Origin of the sequence: Bacillus sonorensis NBRC 101234 = KCTC 13918 (assembly GCF_001592005.1) — a bacterium.
In the GTDB taxonomy this organism is placed as follows: Bacteria; Bacillota; Bacilli; order Bacillales; family Bacillaceae; genus Bacillus; species Bacillus sonorensis.
Window position 1 is genome coordinate 1 of record NZ_BCVZ01000012.1, and the last position, 23379, is coordinate 23379.

General features: G+C 47.2%; 26 protein-coding genes. All 26 read left to right on the forward strand.

What is annotated here, in order from left to right; genetic code table 11:
- On the forward strand, positions 1 to 592 hold a 592-nt coding region (locus BTR1S_RS13705; RefSeq protein ID WP_029419096.1), incomplete at its 5' end, for a FliM/FliN family flagellar motor switch protein.
- Positions 582 to 1703: a flagellar motor switch phosphatase FliY gene (gene fliY / locus BTR1S_RS13710; RefSeq protein WP_006638164.1), complete on the forward strand. Its 1122-nt coding sequence runs from the start codon at positions 582 to 584 to the stop codon at positions 1701 to 1703. The genes BTR1S_RS13705 and fliY, both read left to right, overlap by 11 nt.
- A 27-nt stretch (positions 1704 to 1730) precedes the next feature.
- Positions 1731 to 2093: a chemotaxis protein CheY gene (gene cheY / locus BTR1S_RS13715; RefSeq protein ID WP_006638163.1), complete on the forward strand. Its 363-nt coding sequence runs from the start codon at positions 1731 to 1733 to the stop codon at positions 2091 to 2093.
- A gap of 15 nt (positions 2094 to 2108) precedes the next feature.
- On the forward strand, positions 2109 to 2780 hold the full coding sequence (fliZ, locus tag BTR1S_RS13720; RefSeq protein WP_006638162.1) for a flagella biosynthesis regulatory protein FliZ: 672 nt from the start codon (positions 2109 to 2111) through the stop codon (positions 2778 to 2780).
- Entirely contained in the window at positions 2773 to 3438 is a 666-nt protein-coding gene (gene fliP / locus BTR1S_RS13725) for a flagellar type III secretion system pore protein FliP (RefSeq protein ID WP_006638161.1), read from the forward strand. Before fliZ ends, fliP begins: the two co-directional genes overlap by 8 nt.
- 15 nt (positions 3439 to 3453) lie before the next feature.
- Positions 3454 to 3723: a flagellar biosynthesis protein FliQ gene (gene fliQ, locus BTR1S_RS13730; RefSeq protein ID WP_006638160.1), complete on the forward strand. Its 270-nt coding sequence runs from the start codon at positions 3454 to 3456 to the stop codon at positions 3721 to 3723.
- Positions 3724 to 3730: 7 nt separating this feature from the next.
- Positions 3731 to 4507, forward strand: coding sequence for a flagellar biosynthetic protein FliR (fliR, locus tag BTR1S_RS13735; RefSeq protein ID WP_006638159.1), 777 nt, complete (start codon positions 3731 to 3733; stop codon positions 4505 to 4507).
- Positions 4507 to 5586 (forward strand): flagellar biosynthesis protein FlhB, encoded by a 1080-nt coding sequence (gene flhB, locus BTR1S_RS13740; RefSeq protein WP_029419097.1) that lies wholly within the window; start codon positions 4507 to 4509, stop codon positions 5584 to 5586. The genes fliR and flhB overlap by 1 nt, the downstream gene beginning before the upstream one ends.
- A 30-nt stretch (positions 5587 to 5616) precedes the next feature.
- Positions 5617 to 7653: a flagellar biosynthesis protein FlhA gene (flhA, locus tag BTR1S_RS13745; protein ID WP_006638157.1), complete on the forward strand. Its 2037-nt coding sequence runs from the start codon at positions 5617 to 5619 to the stop codon at positions 7651 to 7653.
- Positions 7650 to 8765 (forward strand): flagellar biosynthesis GTPase FlhF, encoded by a 1116-nt coding sequence (flhF, locus tag BTR1S_RS13750; RefSeq protein WP_029419098.1) that lies wholly within the window; start codon positions 7650 to 7652, stop codon positions 8763 to 8765. Before flhA ends, flhF begins: the two co-directional genes overlap by 4 nt.
- Positions 8766 to 8767: 2 nt before the next feature.
- The gene (locus tag BTR1S_RS13755) at positions 8768 to 9652 is read left to right on the forward strand and encodes a MinD/ParA family protein (RefSeq protein ID WP_006638155.1); all 885 of its coding nucleotides are present in this window, start codon (positions 8768 to 8770) and stop codon (positions 9650 to 9652) included.
- A complete protein-coding gene (locus BTR1S_RS13760; protein ID WP_006638154.1) occupies positions 9649 to 10725 on the forward strand; it encodes a protein-glutamate methylesterase/protein-glutamine glutaminase in 1077 nt (358 codons plus the stop codon). The genes BTR1S_RS13755 and BTR1S_RS13760 overlap by 4 nt, the downstream gene beginning before the upstream one ends.
- Positions 10726 to 10730: 5 nt before the next feature.
- Positions 10731 to 12776, forward strand: a complete 2046-nt coding sequence (locus BTR1S_RS13765; protein WP_029419100.1) for a chemotaxis protein CheA — start codon at positions 10731 to 10733, stop codon at positions 12774 to 12776.
- A gap of 24 nt (positions 12777 to 12800) precedes the next feature.
- Positions 12801 to 13277 carry a chemotaxis protein CheW gene (locus tag BTR1S_RS13770; RefSeq protein ID WP_006638152.1) on the forward strand — a complete coding sequence of 159 codons (477 nt, stop codon included), beginning with the start codon at positions 12801 to 12803 and terminating at the stop codon, positions 13275 to 13277.
- A 10-nt stretch (positions 13278 to 13287) separates the two neighbouring features.
- Positions 13288 to 13917 (forward strand): chemotaxis protein CheC, encoded by a 630-nt coding sequence (locus BTR1S_RS13775; RefSeq protein ID WP_006638151.1) that lies wholly within the window; start codon positions 13288 to 13290, stop codon positions 13915 to 13917.
- Positions 13914 to 14420: a chemotaxis protein CheD gene (locus tag BTR1S_RS13780; RefSeq protein WP_081605379.1), complete on the forward strand. Its 507-nt coding sequence runs from the start codon at positions 13914 to 13916 to the stop codon at positions 14418 to 14420. The genes BTR1S_RS13775 and BTR1S_RS13780 overlap by 4 nt, the downstream gene beginning before the upstream one ends.
- A 22-nt stretch (positions 14421 to 14442) precedes the next feature.
- Complete coding sequence (locus BTR1S_RS13785; protein WP_006638149.1) at positions 14443 to 15207, forward strand: FliA/WhiG family RNA polymerase sigma factor; 765 nt, start codon at positions 14443 to 14445, stop codon at positions 15205 to 15207.
- A 115-nt stretch (positions 15208 to 15322) separates the two neighbouring features.
- A complete protein-coding gene (locus tag BTR1S_RS13790; protein ID WP_029419101.1) occupies positions 15323 to 15841 on the forward strand; it encodes a DUF6115 domain-containing protein in 519 nt (172 codons plus the stop codon).
- 148 nt (positions 15842 to 15989) lie between these two features.
- Positions 15990 to 16730: a 30S ribosomal protein S2 gene (gene rpsB / locus BTR1S_RS13795; protein ID WP_006638147.1), complete on the forward strand. Its 741-nt coding sequence runs from the start codon at positions 15990 to 15992 to the stop codon at positions 16728 to 16730.
- A 100-nt stretch (positions 16731 to 16830) separates the two neighbouring features.
- Positions 16831 to 17712, forward strand: a complete 882-nt coding sequence (tsf, locus tag BTR1S_RS13800) for a translation elongation factor Ts (protein ID WP_006638146.1) — start codon at positions 16831 to 16833, stop codon at positions 17710 to 17712.
- Between the two features lie 147 nt (positions 17713 to 17859).
- On the forward strand, positions 17860 to 18582 hold the full coding sequence (pyrH, locus tag BTR1S_RS13805; RefSeq protein WP_006638145.1) for a UMP kinase: 723 nt from the start codon (positions 17860 to 17862) through the stop codon (positions 18580 to 18582).
- Positions 18583 to 18598: 16 nt separating this feature from the next.
- Complete coding sequence (frr, locus tag BTR1S_RS13810; RefSeq protein WP_269154373.1) at positions 18599 to 19141, forward strand: ribosome recycling factor; 543 nt, start codon at positions 18599 to 18601, stop codon at positions 19139 to 19141.
- 129 nt (positions 19142 to 19270) lie between these two features.
- Complete coding sequence (gene uppS, locus BTR1S_RS13815; RefSeq protein WP_006638143.1) at positions 19271 to 20053, forward strand: undecaprenyl pyrophosphate synthase; 783 nt, start codon at positions 19271 to 19273, stop codon at positions 20051 to 20053.
- 12 nt (positions 20054 to 20065) lie between these two features.
- Positions 20066 to 20869, forward strand: coding sequence for a phosphatidate cytidylyltransferase (locus tag BTR1S_RS13820; RefSeq protein WP_006638142.1), 804 nt, complete (start codon positions 20066 to 20068; stop codon positions 20867 to 20869).
- 46 nt (positions 20870 to 20915) lie between these two features.
- Complete coding sequence (dxr, locus tag BTR1S_RS13825; RefSeq protein WP_006638141.1) at positions 20916 to 22067, forward strand: 1-deoxy-D-xylulose-5-phosphate reductoisomerase; 1152 nt, start codon at positions 20916 to 20918, stop codon at positions 22065 to 22067.
- 6 nt (positions 22068 to 22073) lie between these two features.
- Positions 22074 to 23339 (forward strand): RIP metalloprotease RseP, encoded by a 1266-nt coding sequence (rseP, locus tag BTR1S_RS13830; RefSeq protein WP_155910149.1) that lies wholly within the window; start codon positions 22074 to 22076, stop codon positions 23337 to 23339.
- The last annotated feature ends 40 nt before the right edge of the window (positions 23340 to 23379 follow it).

Genomic DNA, 23379 nt, shown 5'->3' on the forward strand with positions numbered 1-23379 from the left:
CGGCTCGAGCCATAACAAAATTGACAGCTTGACGGAAATTGAGACGAAAATCATGTCCAATCTATTTGAAAGCTGTCTGACGAATTACAAAGACGCTTGGGAATCGATCGCGGAAATTGAGCCGGAAATGTCCGATTTTGAAGTGAATCCGCAGTTTGTGCAAATGGTTTCTCCTAATGAGACGGTCGTCGTCATTTCGTTAAACACGCAAATAGGAGATATCAGCGGGGTCATTAACCTTTGCATCCCGCACGTCGTTCTTGAACCGATTATTCCTAAGCTTTCCGTCCATTATTGGATGCAATCCGACAGAATTGAGCCAAAACCGGAGGAAACAAAGTCGATAGAAAAGCGGATTATGACGGCGCAAATTCCAATTGTCGCAGAACTCGGATCATCGGAATTAACAGTTGAAGAGTTTTTACATTTAGAAATTGGAGATTGTATCACTTTGGACAAATCAGTAGCAGAACCTCTTACTGTTTTGGTCGGAGATAAACCGAAATTTCTAGGACAAGCCGGCCGAATGAATCGAAAAACTGCGATTCAAATTCTAGATCACGACATAAGAGGTGAAGAATATGGAGAATAACAATAGGTTATCACAAGATGAAATCGATGCGCTGCTTAAAAGCGGCGATGACAATAATGAAGAGCAGCCGGAATCAGGATTGTCCCCGATGGAGCAGGATACGATCGGGGAAATCGGCAATATTTCCTTTGGGAGCTCTGCAACAGCTTTGTCCACGTTGTTAAATCAGAAAGTAGAAATTACAACACCGACCGTTTCGGTAATTGAAAAAAGCCATTTGAGCGATGAATTTCCTCATCCTTATGTATCAATCGGTGTGAGCTATACAGAAGGTTTTTCAGGAAACAACCTTCTTGTCATCAAACAGGAAGACGCCGCGATCATCGCCGACCTGATGATGGGGGGAGACGGGACCAACGCCGATCCTTCACTCAGCGAGATTCATTTAAGCGCCGTGCAGGAAGCGATGAATCAAATGATGGGTTCAGCCGCGACTTCCATGTCGACAGTCTTCAGCAAGAAGATCGATATTTCCCCGCCTGAGGTGGATCTTCTTGATGTAAAGGAAGGGGAAGGGACAGAGCAGATCCCGAAAGAGGACCCGCTCGTCAAAGTATCCTTTAGATTGAAAGTCGGGGAGCTGATCGATTCCCATATTATGCAGCTTTACCCGATTACATTTGCGAAAGATTTGATTGATGAATTAACGAAGCCGGCAGACGAAGCGGCACCGGCTGAGGAACAACCGTCCGCTCCGGAGCAGCCTGCACCGGCCGCCGCGCCTCAAGCGGCAAGGCCGAAACAGGAGCCTGCGCCTAAAAGGCAGGGAACGGCGAAGGTTTCTGAGCCTGTACAGGTTACACCGGCCGAATTTGCGCCTTTTGATTCCCAGCCTGAGGCACAGCCTCATTTGAATAATCTCGACATGCTGATGGACATTCCTTTATCTGTGACGGTCGAGCTTGGAAGGACAAACCGCAGCGTCAAAGAGGTGCTGGAACTGTCGACAGGCAGCATCGTCGAGCTTGACAAACTGGCGGGAGAACCTGTGGACATCCTCGTCAACCAGCGGGTTGTCGCAAAAGGGGAAGTCGTCGTCATCGATGAGAACTTCGGCGTCAGGGTAACAGACATATTAAGTCAGGCAGAGCGAATCAGTAAATTACGATAACAACAGATTGATGAAGGAGAGATTAAGATGGCTTATAAGATTTTAGTAGTTGATGATGCAGCATTTATGAGAATGATGATTAAAGATATTTTGGTGAAAAACGGCTTTGAAGTGGTCGCTGAAGCTCAAGACGGAGCCCAGGCTGTTGAAAAATATAAAGAGCATTCTCCGGATTTGGTGACGATGGACATTACCATGCCGGAAAAAGACGGGATTACCGCCCTGAAAGAAATCAAGGAAATCGATCCGCAAGCGAAAATCATTATGTGTTCAGCGATGGGGCAGCAATCGATGGTCATCGACGCGATCCAGGCAGGGGCAAAGGATTTTATCGTCAAACCGTTCCAGGCCGACCGCGTCATGGAAGCGATCAATAAAACGCTGGACTAAAGGGTGTACAACTTGGTGAAGAAATCTTTTATGTTCATAGCCGGCATTTGTCTGCTTCTTTTTCTCGCCATGCCGCACGTCCCCGCCCATGCAGAGGAATCCGGCGATCAGACGGTCGATCAGCTGTTTGATAAAGGCAAAGACAATAAGAAAGAGGAGAAAGAAAAAGACAAGGCTGAGAAAACAAGCGGCAATTCTCTTAAGGAAGAGACGGAGACAGAAACCCCGTCTCCTTCCGTATCCATTTTTGATTTTGTCAAAATGATCGGCGCTTTGCTGTTCGTGATTTTTCTGATTTACGCATTGGTCAAATTCATGAATAAGCGAAACAAGCTGTTAAAACCCTTTCAATATGTCGAAAACATCGGCGGAACGGCTCTCGGACAAAACAGGTCCGTACAGCTGGTGAAAGTGGGGAACAAGGTGCTTGTCGTCGGAGTCGGCGAAAACATCCAGCTTTTGAAAGAGATCGATGACGAAGAGGATGTAAAAGATATTCTCGCTCAGCACGAGGCTGCGATGAACAGCAAAATCGAATGGCAAAAATGGGTGGATCAAGTCAAGGTTTCAGGAGCGCAAAAAAGAGGGGACGCACCTTCTTTTTCTGAATCATTGAAAGCGCAGCTTTCGGAATTGAAACAAAACCATGCAAAAGGCAGAAAGAAAGGCCAAAATCAACATGAATGAATTTATTGATTTATTTAATTCAAGCGATGCGGCAAATGTCAGCGCCAGCGTCAGGCTCCTGCTGCTGTTAACCGTGTTTTCGATCGCTCCGGGGATTTTGATCATGATGACGTGCTTTACAAGGGTTGTCATTGTTTTGTCTTTTGTACGGACATCACTGGCAACGCAGTCGATGCCGCCAAACCAGGTGCTGATCGGACTCGCATTATTTCTAACCTTTTTCATTATGGGGCCGACATTTTCAGAGATTAATAAAGATGCCCTGACCCCTTTAATGGATAACAAAATCAGCATAGATGAGGCCTATACGAAAGCCGAGGCCCCGATCAAAGAGTTTATGAGCAAGCATACGAGACAGAAGGATCTGGCGCTGTTTATGAATTACACGAAGATGAAAACGCCTGAATCCATTGATGATATTCCGCTTTCAACAATGGTGCCCGCGTTTATCATCTCGGAATTGAAGACCGCATTTCAAATGGGATTTATGATTTTTATTCCGTTTTTGATTATCGATATGGTAGTGGCGAGTGTTCTGATGTCGATGGGGATGATGATGCTTCCTCCGGTCATGATCTCGCTGCCGTTTAAAATATTGCTTTTTGTTCTTGTAGACGGCTGGTATTTAATTGTGAAATCTTTGCTGCAAAGCTTTTAGAGTAGGTGCTAAAACATGAATTCGGAATTTGTTATATCGATTGCTGAAAGAGCGGTATATGTGACGCTCCTCGTCAGCGGGCCGCTTTTGGCGCTCGCTCTCGCAGTGGGGCTGATCGTCAGCGTTTTTCAGGCAACGACCCAAATACAGGAACAGACTCTGGCATTTATACCGAAAATTGTCGCCGTTTTGGTGGGGCTCGTCATTTTTGGGCCGTGGATGCTGTCGACGATTTTGTCTTTTGCGACTGAGCTGTTCTCTAATTTAAATCGTTTTGCAGGGTAGCATCAACATGTCAATGATTGAATTATTTCCAGCTTTTTTACTTGTGTTTGTCAGGATCACTGCATTTTATGTAACGGCGCCTCTCTTTTCTTATCGGACAGTTCCTGCCATTCATAAAATAGGTTTTGCATTTTTTCTTGCGCTAATCAGTTTCAGCACGATTGAGAAGCCTCCCCATCTTGATGTAGACGGCTTTTACATGCTTTTGGTCATGAAAGAGGCGCTTGTCGGCCTTCTCCTCGGGCTTATCGCCTACATGATGATGGCGGCCGTCCAAATCGCCGGCTCGTTCATTGATTTTCAGATGGGGTTTGCGGTGGCAAACGTGATTGATCCCCAGACAGGGGCGCAAAGCCCGCTTGTCGGTCAATTTTTGCACACGATGGCTTTGCTCCTGATGCTGAGCCTGAATGCGCACCATCTGTTGCTTGATGGGATTTATTACAGTTATCAATATATTCCGGTCGATCATTTCGGGCTGGCGTTTGGAAATGAACAGTTTGCCCAATTTATAGCGAAAAGCTTCAACACGATGTTTATTACGGCTTTTCAATTATCTGCACCTGTTGTGGCAAGCCTGTTTTTAGTCGATTTGGCATTGGGAATTGTGGCAAGAACAGTGCCGCAGCTGAATGTGTTTGTCGTCGGGCTTCCGCTGAAAATCGCGGTCACCTTTATCATGCTCATCATCTGTATGGCGGTAATGTTCAGCATGATGCAACACGTATTCGAATTTGCCATTCGGACCATGAGAGATCTATTAAGTTTGCTTGGGGTGGCATGATGAAGCTGACGTTGGATTTGCAATTTTTTTCAGGTGAAAAAACGGAGAAAGCGACGCCGAAAAAGCGGCGGGAGACGAGAAAAAAAGGACAGGTTGCCAAAAGCGCAGATGTCAATACGGCCGTCACGCTCTTCATCGTCTTTTTGTCCCTGTTGTTTTTCGGATCTTTTATGAGGGACCGCTTGATCGGTCTGATCGAAAGATATTATAAAGAGCTGATCATGTTGAAGGTGACGGAGGCCAATATTCCCGGACTGTTTGGGGATCTGGCGCTTGAAGCCGGAATGATTTTGGCGCCGGTCATGGTTGCGGCCCTTATCTCAGGGGTGTTAAGCAACTATTTGCAAGTGGGATTTTTATTTGCGCCGGAAGTGGTCAAACCCGATCTCAAGAAATTGGACCCGCTTAAAGGATTCAAGCGGATTTACAGCATCAGGGCGATCGTTGAACTATTGAAATCGATTTTGAAGATCGTTGTCGTCGGGACCGTGACATTCGCAGTTCTGTGGCAAAACTTCGGGGACATTCTCAGAATTCCCCTTCTGGCTCCCGGAAAGGCTTTGTCATATGTCGGCTGGCTCGCGTTTTTGATGGGGGTGTCAGCGGCGGTCGCCTTGATTTTTCTTGCGGCGCTTGATTACCTTTATCAGAAATTTGATTATGAAAAAAGCATTCGAATGTCGAAGCAGGACATCAAAGATGAATACAAAAAAACCGAGGGCGATCCGTTAATCAAGTCCAAAATTAAGCAAAAGCAAAAAGAAATGGCGATGCGCCGCATGATGCAAGAGGTTCCGAAGGCAGACGTCATCATCACGAACCCGACCCATTATGCCGTCGCCCTTAAATACGACGAAAACAAAATGGATGCGCCGTTTATCGTGGCGAAAGGGGTCGATTTGATGGCCCTGAAAATCAGACAGATTGCAAAAGAGCATGACGTCATGACGGTCGAGAACAGACCGCTGGCAAGAGCGCTCTATGATCAGGTTGAGATTGACCAGGCCGTTCCGGAAGAATTTTTTAAGGCCATTGCCGAAATCTTGGCTTTCGTATATAAAGCAAAGCAAAAAATATGAATTTTTTAGTTTTAAAAGGAGAGAAACAGCATGTCAGCAAGAGATTTATCAGTTTTATCCGGCGTTGTCCTCATTGTGGCAATGCTTATTATTCCCTTTCCACCATGGTTGTTGAGCGTCTTAATTATCGTGAATATTTCTCTTGCGTTAATCGTGCTTCTCACCACAATGAACATGCAAGAACCGCTGCAATTTTCGATTTTTCCTTCATTATTGCTGCTGCTTACGCTGTTCCGTTTGGGGCTCAACGTTTCAACGACGCGTTCGATCCTGTCAAACGGTGATGCGGGAAAGGTCGTCGAGACGTTCGGGTCATTCGTTGTCGGCGGCAATGTGCTAGTCGGTCTTGTCGTCTTTATCATACTGATCATCATCCAGTTTATCGTCATTACAAAAGGGGCGGAGCGGGTTTCTGAAGTTGCCGCGAGGTTTACCCTTGATGCCATGCCCGGAAAACAGATGAGCATTGACGCCGATCTGAACGCCGGAATGGTGACAGAGCAGGAAGCGAAGTTCCGCCGTGAAAAAGTGGCGCGCGAAGCAGATTTCTACGGAGCGATGGACGGTGCCAGCAAATTTGTCAAAGGTGATGCCATCGCAGGGATCATCATCGTCCTCATCAACGTACTTTGCGGGATTGTCATCGGCATGCTGCAAAAGCAGATGAGCATTCAGGAAGCGGCATCCCACTTCACATTGCTGTCTGTGGGGGATGGCATTGTATCACAGCTGCCTGCGCTCCTGATCTCGACGGCAACGGGTATCGTCGTGACAAGAGCCGCGTCAGACGGCAACCTTGGCCATGATATTACAGGCCAGCTGTTTGCATATCCAAAGCTTTTGTATGTGACGGCGGGAACGATTTTTGCGCTTGGAATTTTCACGCCGATCGGACTTCTGCTGACAGGTCCGTTGGCGCTGCTTCTTGCTTTTGGCGGCTATACGCTTTCCAAGGCCGGAGAAGATAAAGAAAAAGTGGAAGACATTTTAGAGGAAGAAGCCGAAGTGGATGAATTGAAAAGTCCGGAAAGCGTCGTACATCTCCTTGATATTGACCCGATCGAATTCGAATTCGGCTACGGGCTGATTCCTCTGGCTGATGCAAATCAGGGCGGCGATCTTTTGGACAGGATCGTCATGATCAGACGGCAGCTTGCAATTGAGCTCGGGCTCGTCATCCCGGTCGTCAGAATCAGGGATAACATTGCCTTGCAGCCGAATGAGTACCGTCTGAAAATCAAAGGAAATGAAGCGGCGAAAGGCGAGCTTCTCCTCGATCACTTTTTGGCGATGTCCCCGACGGGCGAGGATGATCAAATTGAAGGAATCGATACGATTGAACCGTCCTTTGGCCTCCCGGCTAAATGGATACCCGAATCTCAAAAAGATCAGGCCGAAATGCTCGGGTATACGGTCGTCGATCCGGCTTCCGTCGTGTCGACCCATATTACCGAGCAGGTCAAAAAGCATGCGCATGAGCTGCTCGGCAGACAGGAAACAAAACAGCTCATCGATCATTTGAAAGAATCGTATCCGGTACTTGTCGAGGAAGTCACGCCGAATCCGCTGTCTGTCGGTGATGTTCAAAAAGTGCTCGCAAAACTTTTGAAAGAAAAAGTATCCATCCGGAACCTGGTCACGATTTTTGAAACATTGGCCGACTACGGAAAATTGACGACAGATTCAGATATGCTGACAGAATATACAAGGCAGTCTCTCGCCAAGCAGATTACCGCCCAGTATGCGAAAGAAAACGAAATGCTGAAGGTCGTGACCTGCTCAGGGCGCGTTGAAAAGGCGGTGGCTGAAGGTATTCAGCAGACTGAACACGGCAACTACTTATCTCTCGAACCGGCAATATCGGAAAATATCATTCAATCTGTAGCCAGAGAGATCGAGCAGCTTTCATTAAAGCAGGAAGTGCCGATCCTCCTCTGCTCACCGCCGGTCAGAATGTATGTCAAACAGCTTTTGGAACGGTATTTCCCTGATCTCCCGGTTCTTTCTTATAACGAACTGGAGGCCAATGTAGAAGTTCAAAGTATCGGAGTGGTGGATATTCAATGAAGATCAAAAAATTTGTAGCTGGTTCGATGCAGGAAGCCACAAAACAAATTAGACATGAGCTTGGAACAGACGCCGTCATTTTAAACTCTAAAAAGATTCAAACAAGAAGGTTTCTCGGACTTGTCAAAAAACAAGGCGTTGAAGTGATAGCTGTTGTTGATCAAGACTATTCCGACAGGCAAAAACCGAGGCGGCAGCAGCTTCAGGCAGCTTTTCCAAATCCGGGCACTCCGCCTGAAAAACCGGTGCAGCTAGAATTGGCCAATCAGGTGAAAGAGCTGAAAGAATTGCTGGAAACACGGCAGCATGAACAGCCTGTCGATGTTCTTCCGGAGCCTTTGAAGCAGGCGGATCGGCTTCTGACGAAACAAGGGGTATCGGCAGCCGTCCGTACGAAAGCGTTTAGCCGTCTGATCAGCTCATCCTTCCGAGAAGGGGAAGAATGGACGGAAGAAAAGGCGCTTCTCCGTGTAACCGATGCTTTGGCAGAGCTTCTTCCGGAAAACCCGGGGGAGCAGATGGCGATCCGTTCGAAATATGTCGTTCTCTTTGGACCGACAGGAGTCGGCAAAACGACGACCCTCGCCAAGCTTGCGGCTTCCTCAGTGCTGGAGGAGAACAGGAAGATCGCCTTTATTACAACAGACACGTACCGGATTGCGGCCGTCGAACAGTTGAAAACGTATGCTGAATTGTTAAACGCTCCGCTGGAAGTGTGTTATACGCAAGAGGAATTTAAAGCAGCCCAGCAAAAATTCGCCGATTTTGACCATGTATTCATCGATACGGCGGGCCGCAATTTTAAAGACGGGCAGTACGTCAAGGAGCTGAAGGACATCATTCCGTTTGACCGGGGGCTTCAGGCGTTTCTCGTTTTGTCCGCAACCAGCAAATATTCGGATATGAAGGAGCTTGTCAGGCAGTTTTCGAGCGTTCCGATCGATCAGCTGATTTTTACGAAAGTGGATGAAACCGATTCACTCGGGAGCGTCATGAATCTCCTGGCTGACTCGAAGATCGGTCTCGGCTACATGACAAACGGCCAAAACGTTCCGGAAGATATCCGCTACATGTCAAATGCATCTTTTGCGAAACTGCTTACGGGGTGTTGAACATGGATCAGGCGGAAAGCTTGCGAAAGCGAATGGAAGAGCACTTTGCCGAGACACCGGCCGTTTATCATAAAAAAGCGAAAACACTGGCGGTGATGAGCGGAAAAGGGGGCGTCGGGAAATCAAATGTTTCTCTGAATACCGCTCTTGCATTCATCGACAAAGGAAAAAAAGTTCTTTTGATCGATCTCGATGTCGGAATGGGCAATATTGACATTCTGCTTGGCCGGCAGGGGCGCTATACCATCATGGATGTGCTGAATCAGCAAATGCCTTTTCACCGCGCTTTGTCAACAGGCCCAAAAGGCATCAGCTATATTTCCGGAGGGACCGGGCTCGATACGATGTTCGAATTAAATCGGGAGAAATGGGCGTTTTTTCTGAAGGAACTGTCGGCTGTTCTTTCACATTTTGACTATGTCTTGTTTGATATGGGAGCAGGCTTGTCAAAAGATCAGCTGCCATTCGCCCTGTCGGCGGATGACATTCTGATTGTCACAACCCCTGAGCCGACTTCGATTATGGATGCATACAGCGCAATCAAACATTTGGCATTAAATGGGCGGGAGCTTAAGCTGAAGGTCATCGTCAACCGCTGCATCAGCCAGAAAGACGGAATTTCCGCCTATACGCGGCTTTCAAACACGGTAACCGCCTTTTTGCAGCAGCAATTGGAATACGCCGGGACGATCCCTGAGGATTCTCTCGTTTCAAAAGCAGTCGTTGAGCAGCAGCCGTTTTTGATCAAACACCCGCGCTCCAAACTGAGCAGGGCGGTTTACCTTTTGGCGGATTCGCTGCTTGAGGCCGGCACAGCGAAAAAAGAAGGCAGCCGGTCGTTTATCGATAAACTATCTTCATTTTTGAGAAGGGGTAATGCAACATGATTCGTGTTCTTGTCGTTGATGACTCTGCTTTTATGAGAAACATGATCACCAAGTTTTTAACATCCAATCATCAGATTGCTGTAGCAGGAACGGCAAGAAATGGGGAGGAAGCGCTCCGAAAAATTGAGGAGCTCCGCCCGGATGTGGTCACATTGGATATCGAAATGCCTGTGATGGACGGAAAAGAAACATTGAAAAGAATCATGGCCAAAGAATCCCTTCCTGTCATCATGGTTTCCAGCCTGACCCAGCGGGGGGCTGAGATTACCATAGAGTGCCTGGAGATTGGAGCGATTGATTTTGTCGCAAAACCGTCAGGATCGATTTCGGTCGATTTGTACAAAGTGCGGGAAGAACTGATTGAAAAGGTGTTGACAGCCGGCCGGACGAAGCTGAAGGCCCGGCCTGCCCCGGCGCTAAAGCCAAAGCCTGAAGCCCATCAAGAGGTTGTCGCAGAAAGCGTGATCCGTCCCGCCCGTTCCGGAAGCGCCAAACAGCTTGTCTGCATCGGTACGTCAACGGGAGGGCCGAAAGCCCTCCAAAGAGTGCTGCCGAAGCTACCCAAGACATTGAAGGCGCCTGTTTTTGTTGTTCAGCATATGCCGGCGGGGTTTACGGCTTCCCTTGCAAACAGGCTGAACCACCTCTCAGAAGTAACCGTGAAGGAGGCTGAAAACGGCGAGAGAGCACAAGACGGCTGCGTCTATATTGCGCCGGGCGGAAAAAACATGGCAGTGCACCTTGAGCAGGGCGAGCTGGTGATTTCACTTGATGACCGTGATACAGTAAGCCGCCATAAACCATCTGTGGACTATCTGTTCAACTCGCTGGCGCCGCTAAAGAGTTTTGACAAAATCGCCGTGATCATGACGGGGATGGGAAGCGACGGAACCGAAGGCGTCAAAAGCCTCTTACAACATTCGGGCGGGACAGTGATTGCTGAATCCGCGGAATCCTGCGTCGTCTTTGGAATGCCCAAAGCCGTCATAAACAACGGACTGGCGAATGAAATCAAGCATGTTGATGAAATTGCTGCAGCTATTATGACGTATATGAAGAAAGAGAGGGCGTGACTCATATGGATATGAACCAATATTTAGACGTCTTTATTGAAGAAAGTAAAGAACATTTGCAAACCTGTAATGAAAAATTGCTCGAACTCGAAAAAAATCCATCAGATCTGCAGCTTGTCCACGATATCTTCAGAGCGGCCCACACGCTAAAAGGTATGAGCGCCACGATGGGCTTTGAAGATATGGCGCATTTGACGCACAGCCTTGAAAACGTGCTGGACGCCATCCGGAATGAGGAAATGACGATTACTTCGGAATGGATGGATGTCATGTTTGAAGCGCTTGACGATCTTGAAGCCATCGTCCTGTCGATCATTGAAGGAGGCGACGGAAAAAGGGATGTCTCTGAAGTCTGCGCCAAGCTCGACGTGACAGGGGCGAACAAAGAAACCGCGGCAGCAGCCGAAGCGCCTGAAGCAGCATCTTCCAAATCGAAATGGTCCTATGACGAATTTCAAAGAACGGTTATCGCAGAAGCGGAGGAGCAAGGCTTTAATTGCTACGAAATCTCGGTTTCTCTTAAAGATGACTGCTTGCTTAAAGGCGTCCGCGTCTACATGGTATTTGAACAGCTGAACGAAATCGGCGAGGTCGTCAAAACGATTCCGGAAACGGAAGTGCTTGAATCAGAAGACTTTGACTCCGAATTTGTCATTTGCTTTTTAAGCAAGCATGATAAACAGGAAATTTTCAACAAAGTCAACGGTGTATCAGAAATTGAAAAAGTCGAAGTGACAGAGCTGAAAATCGACATTGCGCCATCTGAAAATGAAAAGCCTGCCGAAGAAAAAGAAGCCGCACCGAAAGAAACGGAGAAGAAACCGGAAAAACCGGAAAAACCGGCAAAACAACCGAAGCAGTCGAACGGCAAAAAAGAGCCGGCAAAACCGGCGGCGGGCGGAGGAACGAAAACGATCCGCGTCAACATCGACCGTCTCGATTCTTTGATGAACCTCTTTGAAGAGCTTGTCATCGACAGAGGACGGCTTGAGCAGATTGCCAAAGAGCTTGACCACGGCGAGTTAACGGAAACCGTCGAACGAATGACGAGAATTTCCGGAGATCTGCAATCGATTATCCTCAATATGAGAATGGTCCCTGTGGAGACTGTGTTCAACCGTTTCCCACGCATGGTCCGTCAGCTGACGAAGGAACTGAACAAAAAGATTGAGCTCACCATTTTCGGGGCGGAAACAGAGCTTGACCGGACGGTGATTGATGAAATCGGCGATCCGCTCGTCCATCTGTTGAGAAACAGCCTTGACCACGGCATTGAAGCGCCTGAAGTCAGGGTCAAAAACGGAAAGCCTGAAACAGGGCAAGTCACACTGAAAGCTTACCACAGCGGAAACCATGTCTTTATCGAGGTTGAGGATGACGGAGCGGGCATCAACCGCAAAAAAGTGCTCGAAAAAGCGCTCGAGCGGAACGTCATTACTGAACGCGATGCAGAGACGATTGAAGACCATGAAATCGATGCGCTGATTTTTGCGCCGGGATTCTCAACCGCGGATCAGATTTCGGACATTTCCGGACGCGGCGTCGGCCTGGATGTCGTCAAAAGCAAGCTTGAATCATTGGGGGGATCTGTCAGCATTACCTCAACCGAAGGAAAGGGATCGCTTTTCTCAATCCAGCTTCCGCTGACGCTTTCGATCATCTCCGTGCTTCTTGTCAAGCTTGAAAAAGAAACGTTCGCGATCCCGATTTCTTCTATTATAGAAACGGCTGTCATTGATAAGAAAGACATTCTGTTCACGCATGACCGCGAAGTGATTGATTTCAGGGGCCATATCGTACCGGTGGTTTACCTGAAAGAGCAGTTTAATGTTGAGGATTCGGCAGATGATCTTGACCAGCTCCACGCCATCGTCGTCAAAAAAGGAGACAAGCTGACTGCATTTGTCGTCGACTCTTTTATCGGGCAGCAGGAAGTCGTGTTAAAATCGCTCGGCGATTATTTAACAAACGTCTTTGCGATATCAGGAGCAACGATTTTAGGAGACGGACAAGTCGCATTGATCATCGATTGCAATGCCCTTATTAAATAGATAAGCGAAAGGAGAGCGATCCTCTTGACCACACAGACTACCACCGGTGAAAAAATGATTGTTTTCAAAGTGAATCATAAAGAATATGCCATATCTGTTTCAGAAGTCATGTCGATCGAAAAATGGCAGCAGCCTACAAGGGTTCCCGGAGTCGAACCGTATATTTGCGGCGTGATTAATTTAAGAGGCGTTGTCACGCCTGTCATCGATTTAAGAAAACGGATCGAAGCGCCCGGTGACGCGATCACTGACGAAACGAGAATCATCATCATTACCCATCAGGGCATTGAAGTCGGCTGGGTCGTAGATGAGGCAAACGACGTCATCACGGTCGAAGAAAAGGAGATTGAATCAGCTCCTGAAACGGTTGGGAAAGACGGCAGACAATGGATAAAAGGGATTGTCAAACAAGGCAAAAGACTTCTCAACCTGATTGACTCTGAAGCCGTTTTAAACAGGAAGTCAAGCCTTGCTTCAGCTTCCGATAACGCTAAGAAATAAGGAGCCTGTGATGGACATTTTTAACGGAATTAAAGAAGAGCATCTTGATATTTTACGGGAAGTCGGAAATATTGGAGCGGGCCATTCGGCATCTGCTTTGGCACATTTATTGAACAGGAAAATCGAGATGGAAGTGCCGTTTGTCAAGCTGCTGTCGTTCGATGAACTGGTGAATTTCTTCGGCGGCGCAGACCTTCCCGTCGCCAGCATCTTTTTGCGGATGGAGGGGGATTTCCCGGGCTCCATGTTCGTTATTATGCCTTTTTCGGAGGCGGAACAATTGATCAGGGAGCTTGTCGGCGATCCGGAATTCGACATTGACTGCATGACTCCTGATGATATAGGAGCCTCCGCCCTTCATGAACTGGGCAATATTATGGCGGGGTCATATTTGACGGCTCTCGCCGATTTGACAAACCGGCAAATGTATCCGAGCGTTCCCGAGCTTACGCTGGATATGTTCGGAGCCGTCATCAGCGAAGGGCTGATCGAGCTCAGCCAGGTCGGAGATCAGGTGATTGTCATTGACAACTCTATTTTTGATGAAGAGAACAATCGGAAGGTAAAAGCGCATTTATTCCTTTTACCTGACTATGATTCGTTTGAAAAGCTCTTCCATTCATTGGGTGCCGCGCTATGAAAATGATAGAAAAAGAGACTTCCATTATCAGAGTGGGCATTGCCGATGTAAAGATCGTCCGCACTCCAGACCGCATCAGGACGTCGGGCCTCGGGTCATGCGTCGGACTCGTGCTTTATGATTTGGAAGCAAAAACGGCCGGACTCGTCCATGTCATGCTTCCCGATTCTTCCCTTTCCAAGACGAAGGATATCAATCTGGCGAAATATGCCGACACGGCCGTTGCGGCAACGGTTGATATGCTGCTTGAAGCCGGCTGCCGGAAATTCGCCTTGAAAGCAAAAATGGCCGGAGGAGCCGAGATGTTTAAATTTAAGATGACAAATGATTTGATGAAAGTCGGGCCAAGAAATGTGTTGGCGATAAAAAAACATCTATCTCTCTTGAATATTCCGATTGTAAGCGAGGATACAGGCGGAAACAGCGGAAGGACCATCGAGTTTGATCCGCAGACCGCGGAGCTTGTCATCCGCACTGTTAAACAAGGTATAACGACGATTTAAAAAGCAATTTAGGGGGATAAAGATGCAATCCTTGAACTACGAAGATCAGATGCTTTGGTCGCGGTGGAAAGAATGGAAAGACCCTCAGGCCGGCGATGATTTAATCCGCCGCTATATGCCGCTTGTCACATACCACGTCGGCCGGATCGCCGTCGGCTTGCCGAAGTCTGTGCATAAAGATGATCTGGTGAGCCTCGGCATGCTGGGTTTGTATGACGCCCTTGAAAAATTCGATCCGGGGAGAGATTTGAAATTCGATACATACGCTTCTTTCAGAATCAGAGGCGCTATTATCGACGGCCTTCGAAAAGAAGATTGGCTTCCGCGGACATCCCGGGAAAAAACAAAAAAAGTCGAGGCTGCGATTGAAAAACTTGAACAGCGCTATTTAAGAAACGTATCACCGAGCGAAATCGCGGCTGAATTGGGAATGACGGAACAGGATGTCGTAACGACGATCAATGAGGGTTTTTTTGCAAATCTCCTTTCAATAGATGAAAAGCTTCACGACAATGAAGACGGTGAGAATGTCCAGGTCATGATACGGGATGACAAAACGAGCACCCCTGAAGAAAAAATGATCAAAGACGAACTGATATCCCAGCTGTCAGAAAAAATAAACGAGCTTTCCGAAAAGGAACAGCTTGTCATCAGCTTATTCTACAAGGAAGAGCTGACGCTGACGGAAATCGGACAGGTGCTGAATTTATCGACCTCCCGCATTTCGCAGATTCACTCCAAGGCGCTTTTTAAATTGAAGCATCTGCTGGATAAAGTGGTACAATAATTCATGGGCTGCTGGCATTGCCGGCAGCATTTTTTAGGCTGGGCCTCCGGGTTAAAGCCGCGGGGAGAACTTCTTTACAAGACTTTTTAAAATCCATGGTTAGCGAGTGAAAAAAATGTCAACAATATTATGGCTTGCGAGCTTTATGCTCCACGGTATACTGATCTATTTTGTCATCATTCTCTACATGAGGCTCGGCGCTTTTAAGGACGCTGAAAAAAAGCAGAAACAGCTTTTGGAAGAAACGGAGAATACGCTGACCGCGTTTCTGATCGAGCTGAAAGACGAAAATGAAAAGCTTGTCAGGGACCTTCAGCAAGCGGAAAAACGCGGGCCGCAGCAAGCGGACAAACACCAGCCGGATGCCCCGGACGAATCGGATGCCGAGCGCGCGGAAGCAAAAGAAACAGACGATCTGCCGCTTCACATTGAATCTATGATTGATGAAGTGGAAAGGGCGGAGGATGAGCTGAATCAGGAAGAGCGCGGCGACTCGGACTCTTTAGAAGAAAAAGCCGCAGCCTTGCATGAGCAGGGCTTTTCACCCGAAGAAATCGCAAGGCGGCTAAAAAGCGGAAAAACGGAAATCGAGCTATTGTTAAAATTTCGCGGAAAGCTGAAAAACGATTCTTGATTGTCCGGGAAGCTTATGATATATTAATCCATGGTGTTAATTACACACGCTTAACGATTTATGCAAGCGGTGCTGTGCGAGACGCGTGCAGTCCTGCATAAAAATGACCTAAGCGGAGGAAAAAAACCATCATATAGGAGGAAATCACATGTCAGTCATTTCTATGAAGCAATTGCTTGAAGCTGGTGTTCACTTCGGCCACCAAACGCGCCGCTGGAACCCAAAAATGAAGCGTTACATCTTCACGGAGCGTAACGGCATCTACATCATCGACCTTCAAAAAACGGTCAAAAAAGTTGAGGAAGCTTACAACTTTACGAAAAACCTTGCAGCTGACGGAGGAAAAATCCTTTTCGTCGGTACGAAAAAGCAAGCTCAAGACTCCGTTAAAGAAGAAGCAGAACGTTCTGGAATGTACTATGTCAACCAACGCTGGCTCGGCGGTACATTAACAAACTTCGAAACGATCCAAAAGCGTATCAAACGCCTTAAAGATATCGAAAAAATGCAAGAAAACGGCACTTTTGACGTACTTCCTAAAAAAGAAGTCGTTCAATTGAAAAAAGAATTAGAGCGTCTTGAAAAATTCCTCGGCGGAATCAAAGACATGAAAGAGCTTCCTGACGCACTGTTCATCATCGATCCTCGCAAAGAGCGCATCGCTGTTGCAGAAGCTCGCAAACTGAACATTCCGATCATCGGAATCGTTGACACTAACTGCGATCCGGATGAAATCGACGTTGTCATCCCTGCGAACGACGACGCGATCCGCGCTGTTAAATTGCTTACTTCTAAAATGGCAGATGCGATCCTGGAAGCAAAACAAGGTGAAGAAACAGCCGAAACAGAAGAGACAGCAGCAGAAACAACTGAAACAACAACTGCTTAACCTGATCAAAAGGTGATAAGGGGGAACTGCCTTTTATCACCTTTTTTTTCACCAGATAAAAATTTACATATTTTGTTGGATTATAAGGAGGAAAATCAAAATGGCAATTAGTGCACAAATGGTAAAAGAACTTCGCCAAAAAACGGGTGCAGGCATGATGGACTGCAAGAAAGCGTTAACTGAAACTGACGGCGACATGGAAAAAGCAATCGACCTTCTCAGAGAAAAAGGAATCGCGAAAGCTGCGAAAAAAGCGGACCGGATCGCCGCTGAAGGTCTGACTCTTGTAAAAACAAACGGCAACACAGGCGTGATTTTAGAAGTGAACTCTGAAACTGACTTCGTTGCGAAAAACGAAGGCTTCAAAACACTTTTAGATGAACTGGCCGATCACATTCTTGCCGAAAAGCCGGAAAACCTTGAAACCGCTATGGCTCAAAAAATGGCCAACGGTTCAACTGTTGAAGAACACATCACAAGCGCTGTTGCAAAAATCGGTGAAAAAATCACGCTTCGCCGCTTCGCTGTTCTGACAAAAGGCGATGACGCAACATTCGGTGCTTACCTTCACATGGGCGGAAAAATCGGCGTCTTAACCGTTCTAAACGGAACAACTGACGAAGAAACAGCGAAAGACATCGCGATGCACGTTGCGGCTGTAAACCCTCGCTACATTTCCCGCGACCAAGTGTCTGAAGAAGAAACAAACCACGAGCGCGAAATCCTGACTCAGCAAGCTCTTCAGGAAGGCAAGCCTGAAAACATCGTGGCTAAAATGGTTGAAGGCCGTCTGAACAAATTCTTTGAAGAAATCTGCCTCCTTGATCAGGCATTCGTTAAAAATCCGGATGAAAAAGTGAAGCAGGTCGTTGCTGCGAAAAACGCAACAGTTGAAACGTTCGTCCGCTACGAAGTCGGTGAAGGAATCGAAAAACGCCAAGAAAACTTTGCTGAAGAAGTTATGAACCAAGTGAAAAAATAAGATTGAAAAGCGCTTGCCAAAGCAGTGCGGCACGATCTTTTCAAGGAAAATAGGGGACACAATTTGTGTCCCTATTTTTAAAACAGTTTACAAACCTTTTTTTCTCTTGCATAATAAATAACGGCAAGCATGCACTTGGAGGTTATTATGGAAAAACCAAAGTATAATCGTATCGTATTAAAGCTTAGCGGAGAAGCGCTTGCGGGTGAGCAGGGAAGCGGCATCAACCCGACTGTGATCCAGTCCATCGCCAAGCAGGTGAAAGAAATCGCAGAGCTTGACGTTGAAGTGGCAGTCGTTGTCGGAGGCGGCAACCTGTGGCGCGGAAAAACCGGAAGTGATCTGGGAATGGACCGCGCAACGGCGGATTACATGGGAATGCTTGCAACCGTCATGAATTCCCTCGCCCTTCAAGACAGCCTTGAAACACTCGGCGTTCAGTCAAGGGTGCAGACATCGATAGAAATGCGGCAGGTCGCTGAGCCATACATAAGAAGAAAAGCGATTCGCCATCTTGAAAAGAAGCGTGTCGTGATTTTCGCCGCCGGGACAGGCAATCCATATTTCTCAACGGATACGACAGCAGCGCTGAGGGCGGCTGAAATCGAGGCCGATGTCATTTTGATGGCCAAAAATAATGTTGACGGCGTCTACAATGCGGATCCAAGAACGGATGAAACGGCCGTAAAATATGAAAAATTGTCTTATCTCGACGTGTTGAAAGAAGGTTTGGCCGTCATGGACTCGACCGCTTCTTCACTCTGTATGGACAACGACATCCCGCTGATCGTCTTTTCCATTATGGAAGAAGGAAATATCAAAAAAGCCGTATTCGGCGAACCAATCGGAACAATCGTAAGGGGGAAATAACGTGTCAAATCAAGTGATGAATCAAACAAAAGAACGGATGGAAAAAGCTGTAGCGGCATACCAGCGTGAATTGGCCACTGTCCGTGCCGGACGTGCGAATCCGTCGCTGCTCGACAAAGTAACAGTCGAATATTACGGAGCTCAAACGCCTTTAAACCAGCTTGCTTCCATTACCGTACCGGAAGCGCGTATGCTCGTCATCACACCGTATGACAAAACAGCTCTCGGAGACATCGAAAAAGCGGTTCAAAAAGCCGATTTGGGCGTCACACCGACAAACGACGGCAGCATTATCCGCATCACCATTCCGCCTTTAACAGAGGAGCGGAGAAAAGAGCTTGCCAAGCTTGTCAAAAAATACTCTGAAGACGCCAAAGTAGCCGTCCGCAACATCCGCCGCGATGCGAACGACGATCTGAAAAAATTAGAGAAAAATGGTGAAATGACTGAGGATGAATTGCGCTCTTCAACAGAAGACGTGCAAAAGCTGACAGATGAATATGTGTCAAAAATTGATGAGATCACAAAAGATAAAGAGAAAGAAATCATGGAAGTTTAATGAAAAACTCTGTACAATAGATAATAGTGAAAAGACCCTCTCATGTTTACAGGGGGTTTTTTTGTTAATACTGTTGTTATCAAGCAGGATATAACAGGAAAGCAACCTTTTGGGTGATGGAGGAATCTCATGCTCAATATACTCAAAAATTGGAAGAATCAGCATTCAGCGGCTTCCAACATGGAATGTTACACAAAAGAAAATATTTTAAAGGGAGAAATTCCTGAACATATCGCCATTATTATGGACGGGAACGGCCGTTGGGCAAAAAAACGTGCCATGCCCCGCATAGCGGGTCATCATGAAGGCATGAAGGTGGTCAGGGAGACAACAAAGCTCGCGAACGAACTGGGTGTCAAAGCATTGACTTTATATGCTTTTTCCACGGAAAACTGGAAACGTCCAAAGCTTGAGGTTGATTTTCTGATGAAGCTGCCTGAAGAATTTCTCAACACGTATCTTCCTGAATTGATCGATGAGAATGTCCAGGTGCGCATTACCGGTGATAAAAACGGTCTGCCTCCCCATACGATCCGTGCGGTTGAAAAAGCCATCAGCGACACGGAAAACAACGACGGCCTTATTCTTAATTTTGCATTGAACTATGGGGGGCGCGCGGAAATCGCCAACGCTGCAAAACGAATCGCCGAAGAGGCGAAAAAAGGAAACGTAAATATTGAAGAAATCGATGAAAAGCTGTTTTCTGATTATCTCATGACAGAAACGTTGCAAGATCCCGATCTGCTGATTCGAACAAGCGGTGAGATCAGACTGAGCAATTTTATGCTTTGGCAGCTCGCGTACAGTGAGTTTTTATTTACCGATGTGCTGTGGCCTGATTTTAAAGAGGTTCATTTCCTTCAGGCCATCGGCGAATATCAGCGTCGCGGGAGAAGGTTTGGCGGAATTTAGAGGATGGTGCAGATGAAACAGAGAATATTGACGGGTGTCTTGGCAGCGGCCATTTTTTTACCGCTCGTGATTGTCGGCAGGCTGCCGTTCACCTTGCTAGTCTACGCGATGGGCATACTGGCCCTTTTTGAGCTTTTAAGAATGAAAGGAATGAAGCTTTTAAGCGCCCCGGGCATCATCAGCCTGCTGCTTTTGGGGATTTTATTATGTCCAAGCCAATTTGGCGGGACGGTGGATTTCGCCATCACCAAGGGAGAAATCGTGTTTTTGGCCGTTTTGCTGCTTTTGGCGTATACCGTGCTCAGCAAAAACTCTTTTTCCTTTGATGAGGCGGCCTTCGCGGCGCTGGCTGCGATTTATATCGGATTCGGTTTTTATTATTTCATTGAAATCAGGAACATCGGTCTCAGCTACGTCTTTTTTGCGATCGGCGTCGTCTGGTCGACGGATTCCGGCGCTTATTTTATCGGAAAGGCGCTGGGAAAACGCAAGCTATGGCCTGAGATCAGCCCCAACAAAACGATTGAAGGCTTTTGGGGAGGCATTTTCACGGCGGTCGTCTTCTCGGCAGTCTACCAGGCGGCAACAGGCTTCCCGCACTCGTATTTATTCGTGCTGCTGATCACGGTGCTTTTATCGATCGTCGGTCAGATCGGCGATTTGGCTGAATCTGCGTTTAAACGGCATTACCATGTGAAAGACTCCGGCCGGATTCTTCCCGGGCACGGCGGAATGCTCGACCGCTTTGACAGCTTTTTATTTGTCATGCCGGTTTTATACTTCTTGCTTGTTCTTTTTCAGCCGTTCGGGCTATGATATAGAAGTGAACTGATAGCTAGAAAGAAACAGAGGTGCGGCAATTTTGAAGAACATATGTCTTTTGGGGGCAACAGGCTCCATCGGAGAACAGACGCTTGATGTGATAAAAGCCCACAACGATAAGTTTCGGCTTACGGCGATGGCGTTCGGAAAAAATGTTGAAAAAGCGGCTGAGATCATCGAAGCGTTTAAACCCCAATATGTAGCGGCCGGTGATGAGCGTACATATGAAACATTAAAACAGTCTTCCTTCTCCTATACCTTTCAAATGGGAGTCGGGGAAGAGGCCTTAATTGAAGCGGCCGTTTTTCCGGAAGCGGATATCGTAGTCAATGCACTCGTCGGAAGCATCGGCCTCCTGCCGACGTTAAAGGCGATTGAGCATAAAAAAACAATTGCGCTTGCAAATAAGGAAACTCTTGTAACAGCCGGACATATAGTGAAAGAACATGCAAAACAATACGATGTTCCATTGCTTCCCGTCGACAGTGAACATTCTGCGATTTTTCAATGTCTTCAAGGCGAAAATCCTAAGCAGATGAAACGGCTCGTCATCACGGCTTCCGGCGGAAGCTTCAGAGACAGAACGAGACAGGAGCTGGAAGGCGTAACAGTCGAGGAAGCCCTCAACCATCCAAATTGGTCGATGGGTGCAAAAATTACGATTGATTCGGCTACAATGATGAATAAAGGACTCGAGGTCATTGAAGCGCACTGGCTTTTCGATCTGCCTTATGAACAGATCGACGTGCTTTTACACAAGGAAAGCATCATTCATTCAATGGTCGAATTCCATGACAGAAGCGTCATCGCCCAGCTCGGCACACCTGATATGAGAGTGCCGATTCAATACGCGCTCAGCTATCCGGAGCGCCTGCCGTTTGATCAGGCAGAATCTCTCGAGCTGTGGAAAGTCGGCCGGCTGAATTTTGCCCAAGCTGATTTCGAAAGGTTCCGCTGCTTGCGGTTCGCCTATGATTCAGGCAAAATCGGCGGCACAATGCCGACGGTTTTAAATGCCGCCAACGAAGAAGCCGTTGCAGCTTTTTTGTCAGGGCGCATAACCTTCCTGCAAATCGAAGATATCATTGAAAAAGCGCTGGAGCGTCATCAGGTGATTGCGAAGCCTAGCCTTCAGGAGATCCGTGAAGTGGACAAAGATGCCAGAAGGTTTGTCCAAACATTACTCACATAAGGTGGTATGTCCGTGAATACTGTGATAGCTTTTATTCTCATTTTTGGAACGCTCGTTTTTTTCCATGAGCTGGGCCATTTAATCCTTGCCCAAAGAGCGGGAATACTGTGCCGGGAGTTTGCCATCGGCTTTGGTCCGAAGATCTTTTCTTTTAAGAAAAATGAGACTGTTTATACAATCAGGCTGCTGCCGATCGGCGGTTTTGTCCGTATGGCCGGCGAAGATCCTGAGATGATCGAGGTAAAGCCCGGTTATACGGTTGGGCTTTTGTTTAACAAAGAAGACAAAGTCGAAAAAATCATTATCAACCAAAAAGAAAAATATCCTGATGCATTGGTCATCGAAGTCGAACAGGCCGATTTGGAGCACCAGATGAGAATCACCGGCTATGAGCAAGGCAATGAGGATCATCTCGTTTCCTTTTCTGTCAGTGAAACGTCCTTTTTCATCGTGGACGGGGAAGAAGTGCAAGTTGCACCGTACAACCGCCAATTTCACTCAAAAACGGTTTGGCAGCGCATCAAAGCGATTGCAGCCGGTCCGATTATGAACTTTATTTTGGCTTATGTGATTCTCGTCCTGCTTGGCTTGATGCAGGGCGTGCCGTCAGATGAGCCGGTGCTTGGAAAGCTGATCGATAACGGACGTGCTGTTGATGCCGGACTTAAGGAAGGCGACCACATTCAGACGATCAACGGAGAAAAAATGTCCTCTTGGACCGATATTGTCAATACCGTCCGAAAAAATCCCGAAAAGGAACTGAAGATCGTCCTGATGCGCGACAATGTCAAACTGACGAAATATGTCACTCCTGAAGCGGTTAAATCAGGAGATAAGACCGTCGGAAGATTCGGCGCATACAACCCCGTGCAAAAAGGAATTATCACATCGATTTCCTATGGCGCAACCGAAACTGTGACCGTAGCACAGAACATTGTCACAAGTCTGGGCAAACTGGTGACGGGCCAATTTTCAATCGATATGCTGGCGGGTCCTGTCGGGATTTATGATATGACAGATCAAGTGGCGAAAACAGGCCTTGTCAATCTGTTGAAGCTGGCTGCCTTTTTAAGCATTAACCTCGGGATCGTCAACCTTCTGCCGATTCCGGCGTTGGACGGGGGAAGACTCTTGTTTCTGTTTATTGAAGCGATCCGCGGAAAGCCGATCAACCGGGAAAAAGAAGCATTCGTCGTGTTCGTCGGCGTGGCGTTTCTGATGCTGTTGATGCTTGTCGTCACATGGAACGATATCCAGCGTTTATTCTTATAAGACCATTGATGTAAAGTAACCAACTGAAATAAATGAGGTG

Coding starts and splice junctions, on each gene's coding strand:
- fliY (WP_006638164.1), top strand. CDS start 582: ATGGAGAATAACAATAGGTTATCACAAGATGAAATCGATGCGCTGCTT.
- cheY (WP_006638163.1), top strand. CDS start 1,731: ATGGCTTATAAGATTTTAGTAGTTGATGATGCAGCATTTATGAGAATG.
- fliP (WP_006638161.1), top strand. CDS start 2,773: ATGAATGAATTTATTGATTTATTTAATTCAAGCGATGCGGCAAATGTC.
- fliQ (WP_006638160.1), top strand. CDS start 3,454: ATGAATTCGGAATTTGTTATATCGATTGCTGAAAGAGCGGTATATGTG.
- fliR (WP_006638159.1), top strand. CDS start 3,731: ATGTCAATGATTGAATTATTTCCAGCTTTTTTACTTGTGTTTGTCAGG.
- flhB (WP_029419097.1), top strand. CDS start 4,507: ATGAAGCTGACGTTGGATTTGCAATTTTTTTCAGGTGAAAAAACGGAG.
- flhA (WP_006638157.1), top strand. CDS start 5,617: ATGTCAGCAAGAGATTTATCAGTTTTATCCGGCGTTGTCCTCATTGTG.
- flhF (WP_029419098.1), top strand. CDS start 7,650: ATGAAGATCAAAAAATTTGTAGCTGGTTCGATGCAGGAAGCCACAAAA.
- BTR1S_RS13755 (WP_006638155.1), top strand. CDS start 8,768: ATGGATCAGGCGGAAAGCTTGCGAAAGCGAATGGAAGAGCACTTTGCC.
- BTR1S_RS13760 (WP_006638154.1), top strand. CDS start 9,649: ATGATTCGTGTTCTTGTCGTTGATGACTCTGCTTTTATGAGAAACATG.
- BTR1S_RS13765 (WP_029419100.1), top strand. CDS start 10,731: ATGGATATGAACCAATATTTAGACGTCTTTATTGAAGAAAGTAAAGAA.
- BTR1S_RS13775 (WP_006638151.1), top strand. CDS start 13,288: ATGGACATTTTTAACGGAATTAAAGAAGAGCATCTTGATATTTTACGG.
- BTR1S_RS13780 (WP_081605379.1), top strand. CDS start 13,914: ATGAAAATGATAGAAAAAGAGACTTCCATTATCAGAGTGGGCATTGCC.
- BTR1S_RS13785 (WP_006638149.1), top strand. CDS start 14,443: ATGCAATCCTTGAACTACGAAGATCAGATGCTTTGGTCGCGGTGGAAA.
- BTR1S_RS13790 (WP_029419101.1), top strand. CDS start 15,323: ATGTCAACAATATTATGGCTTGCGAGCTTTATGCTCCACGGTATACTG.
- rpsB (WP_006638147.1), top strand. CDS start 15,990: ATGTCAGTCATTTCTATGAAGCAATTGCTTGAAGCTGGTGTTCACTTC.
- tsf (WP_006638146.1), top strand. CDS start 16,831: ATGGCAATTAGTGCACAAATGGTAAAAGAACTTCGCCAAAAAACGGGT.
- pyrH (WP_006638145.1), top strand. CDS start 17,860: ATGGAAAAACCAAAGTATAATCGTATCGTATTAAAGCTTAGCGGAGAA.
- frr (WP_269154373.1), top strand. CDS start 18,599: ATGAATCAAACAAAAGAACGGATGGAAAAAGCTGTAGCGGCATACCAG.
- uppS (WP_006638143.1), top strand. CDS start 19,271: ATGCTCAATATACTCAAAAATTGGAAGAATCAGCATTCAGCGGCTTCC.
- BTR1S_RS13820 (WP_006638142.1), top strand. CDS start 20,066: ATGAAACAGAGAATATTGACGGGTGTCTTGGCAGCGGCCATTTTTTTA.
- rseP (WP_155910149.1), top strand. CDS start 22,074: ATGTCCGTGAATACTGTGATAGCTTTTATTCTCATTTTTGGAACGCTC.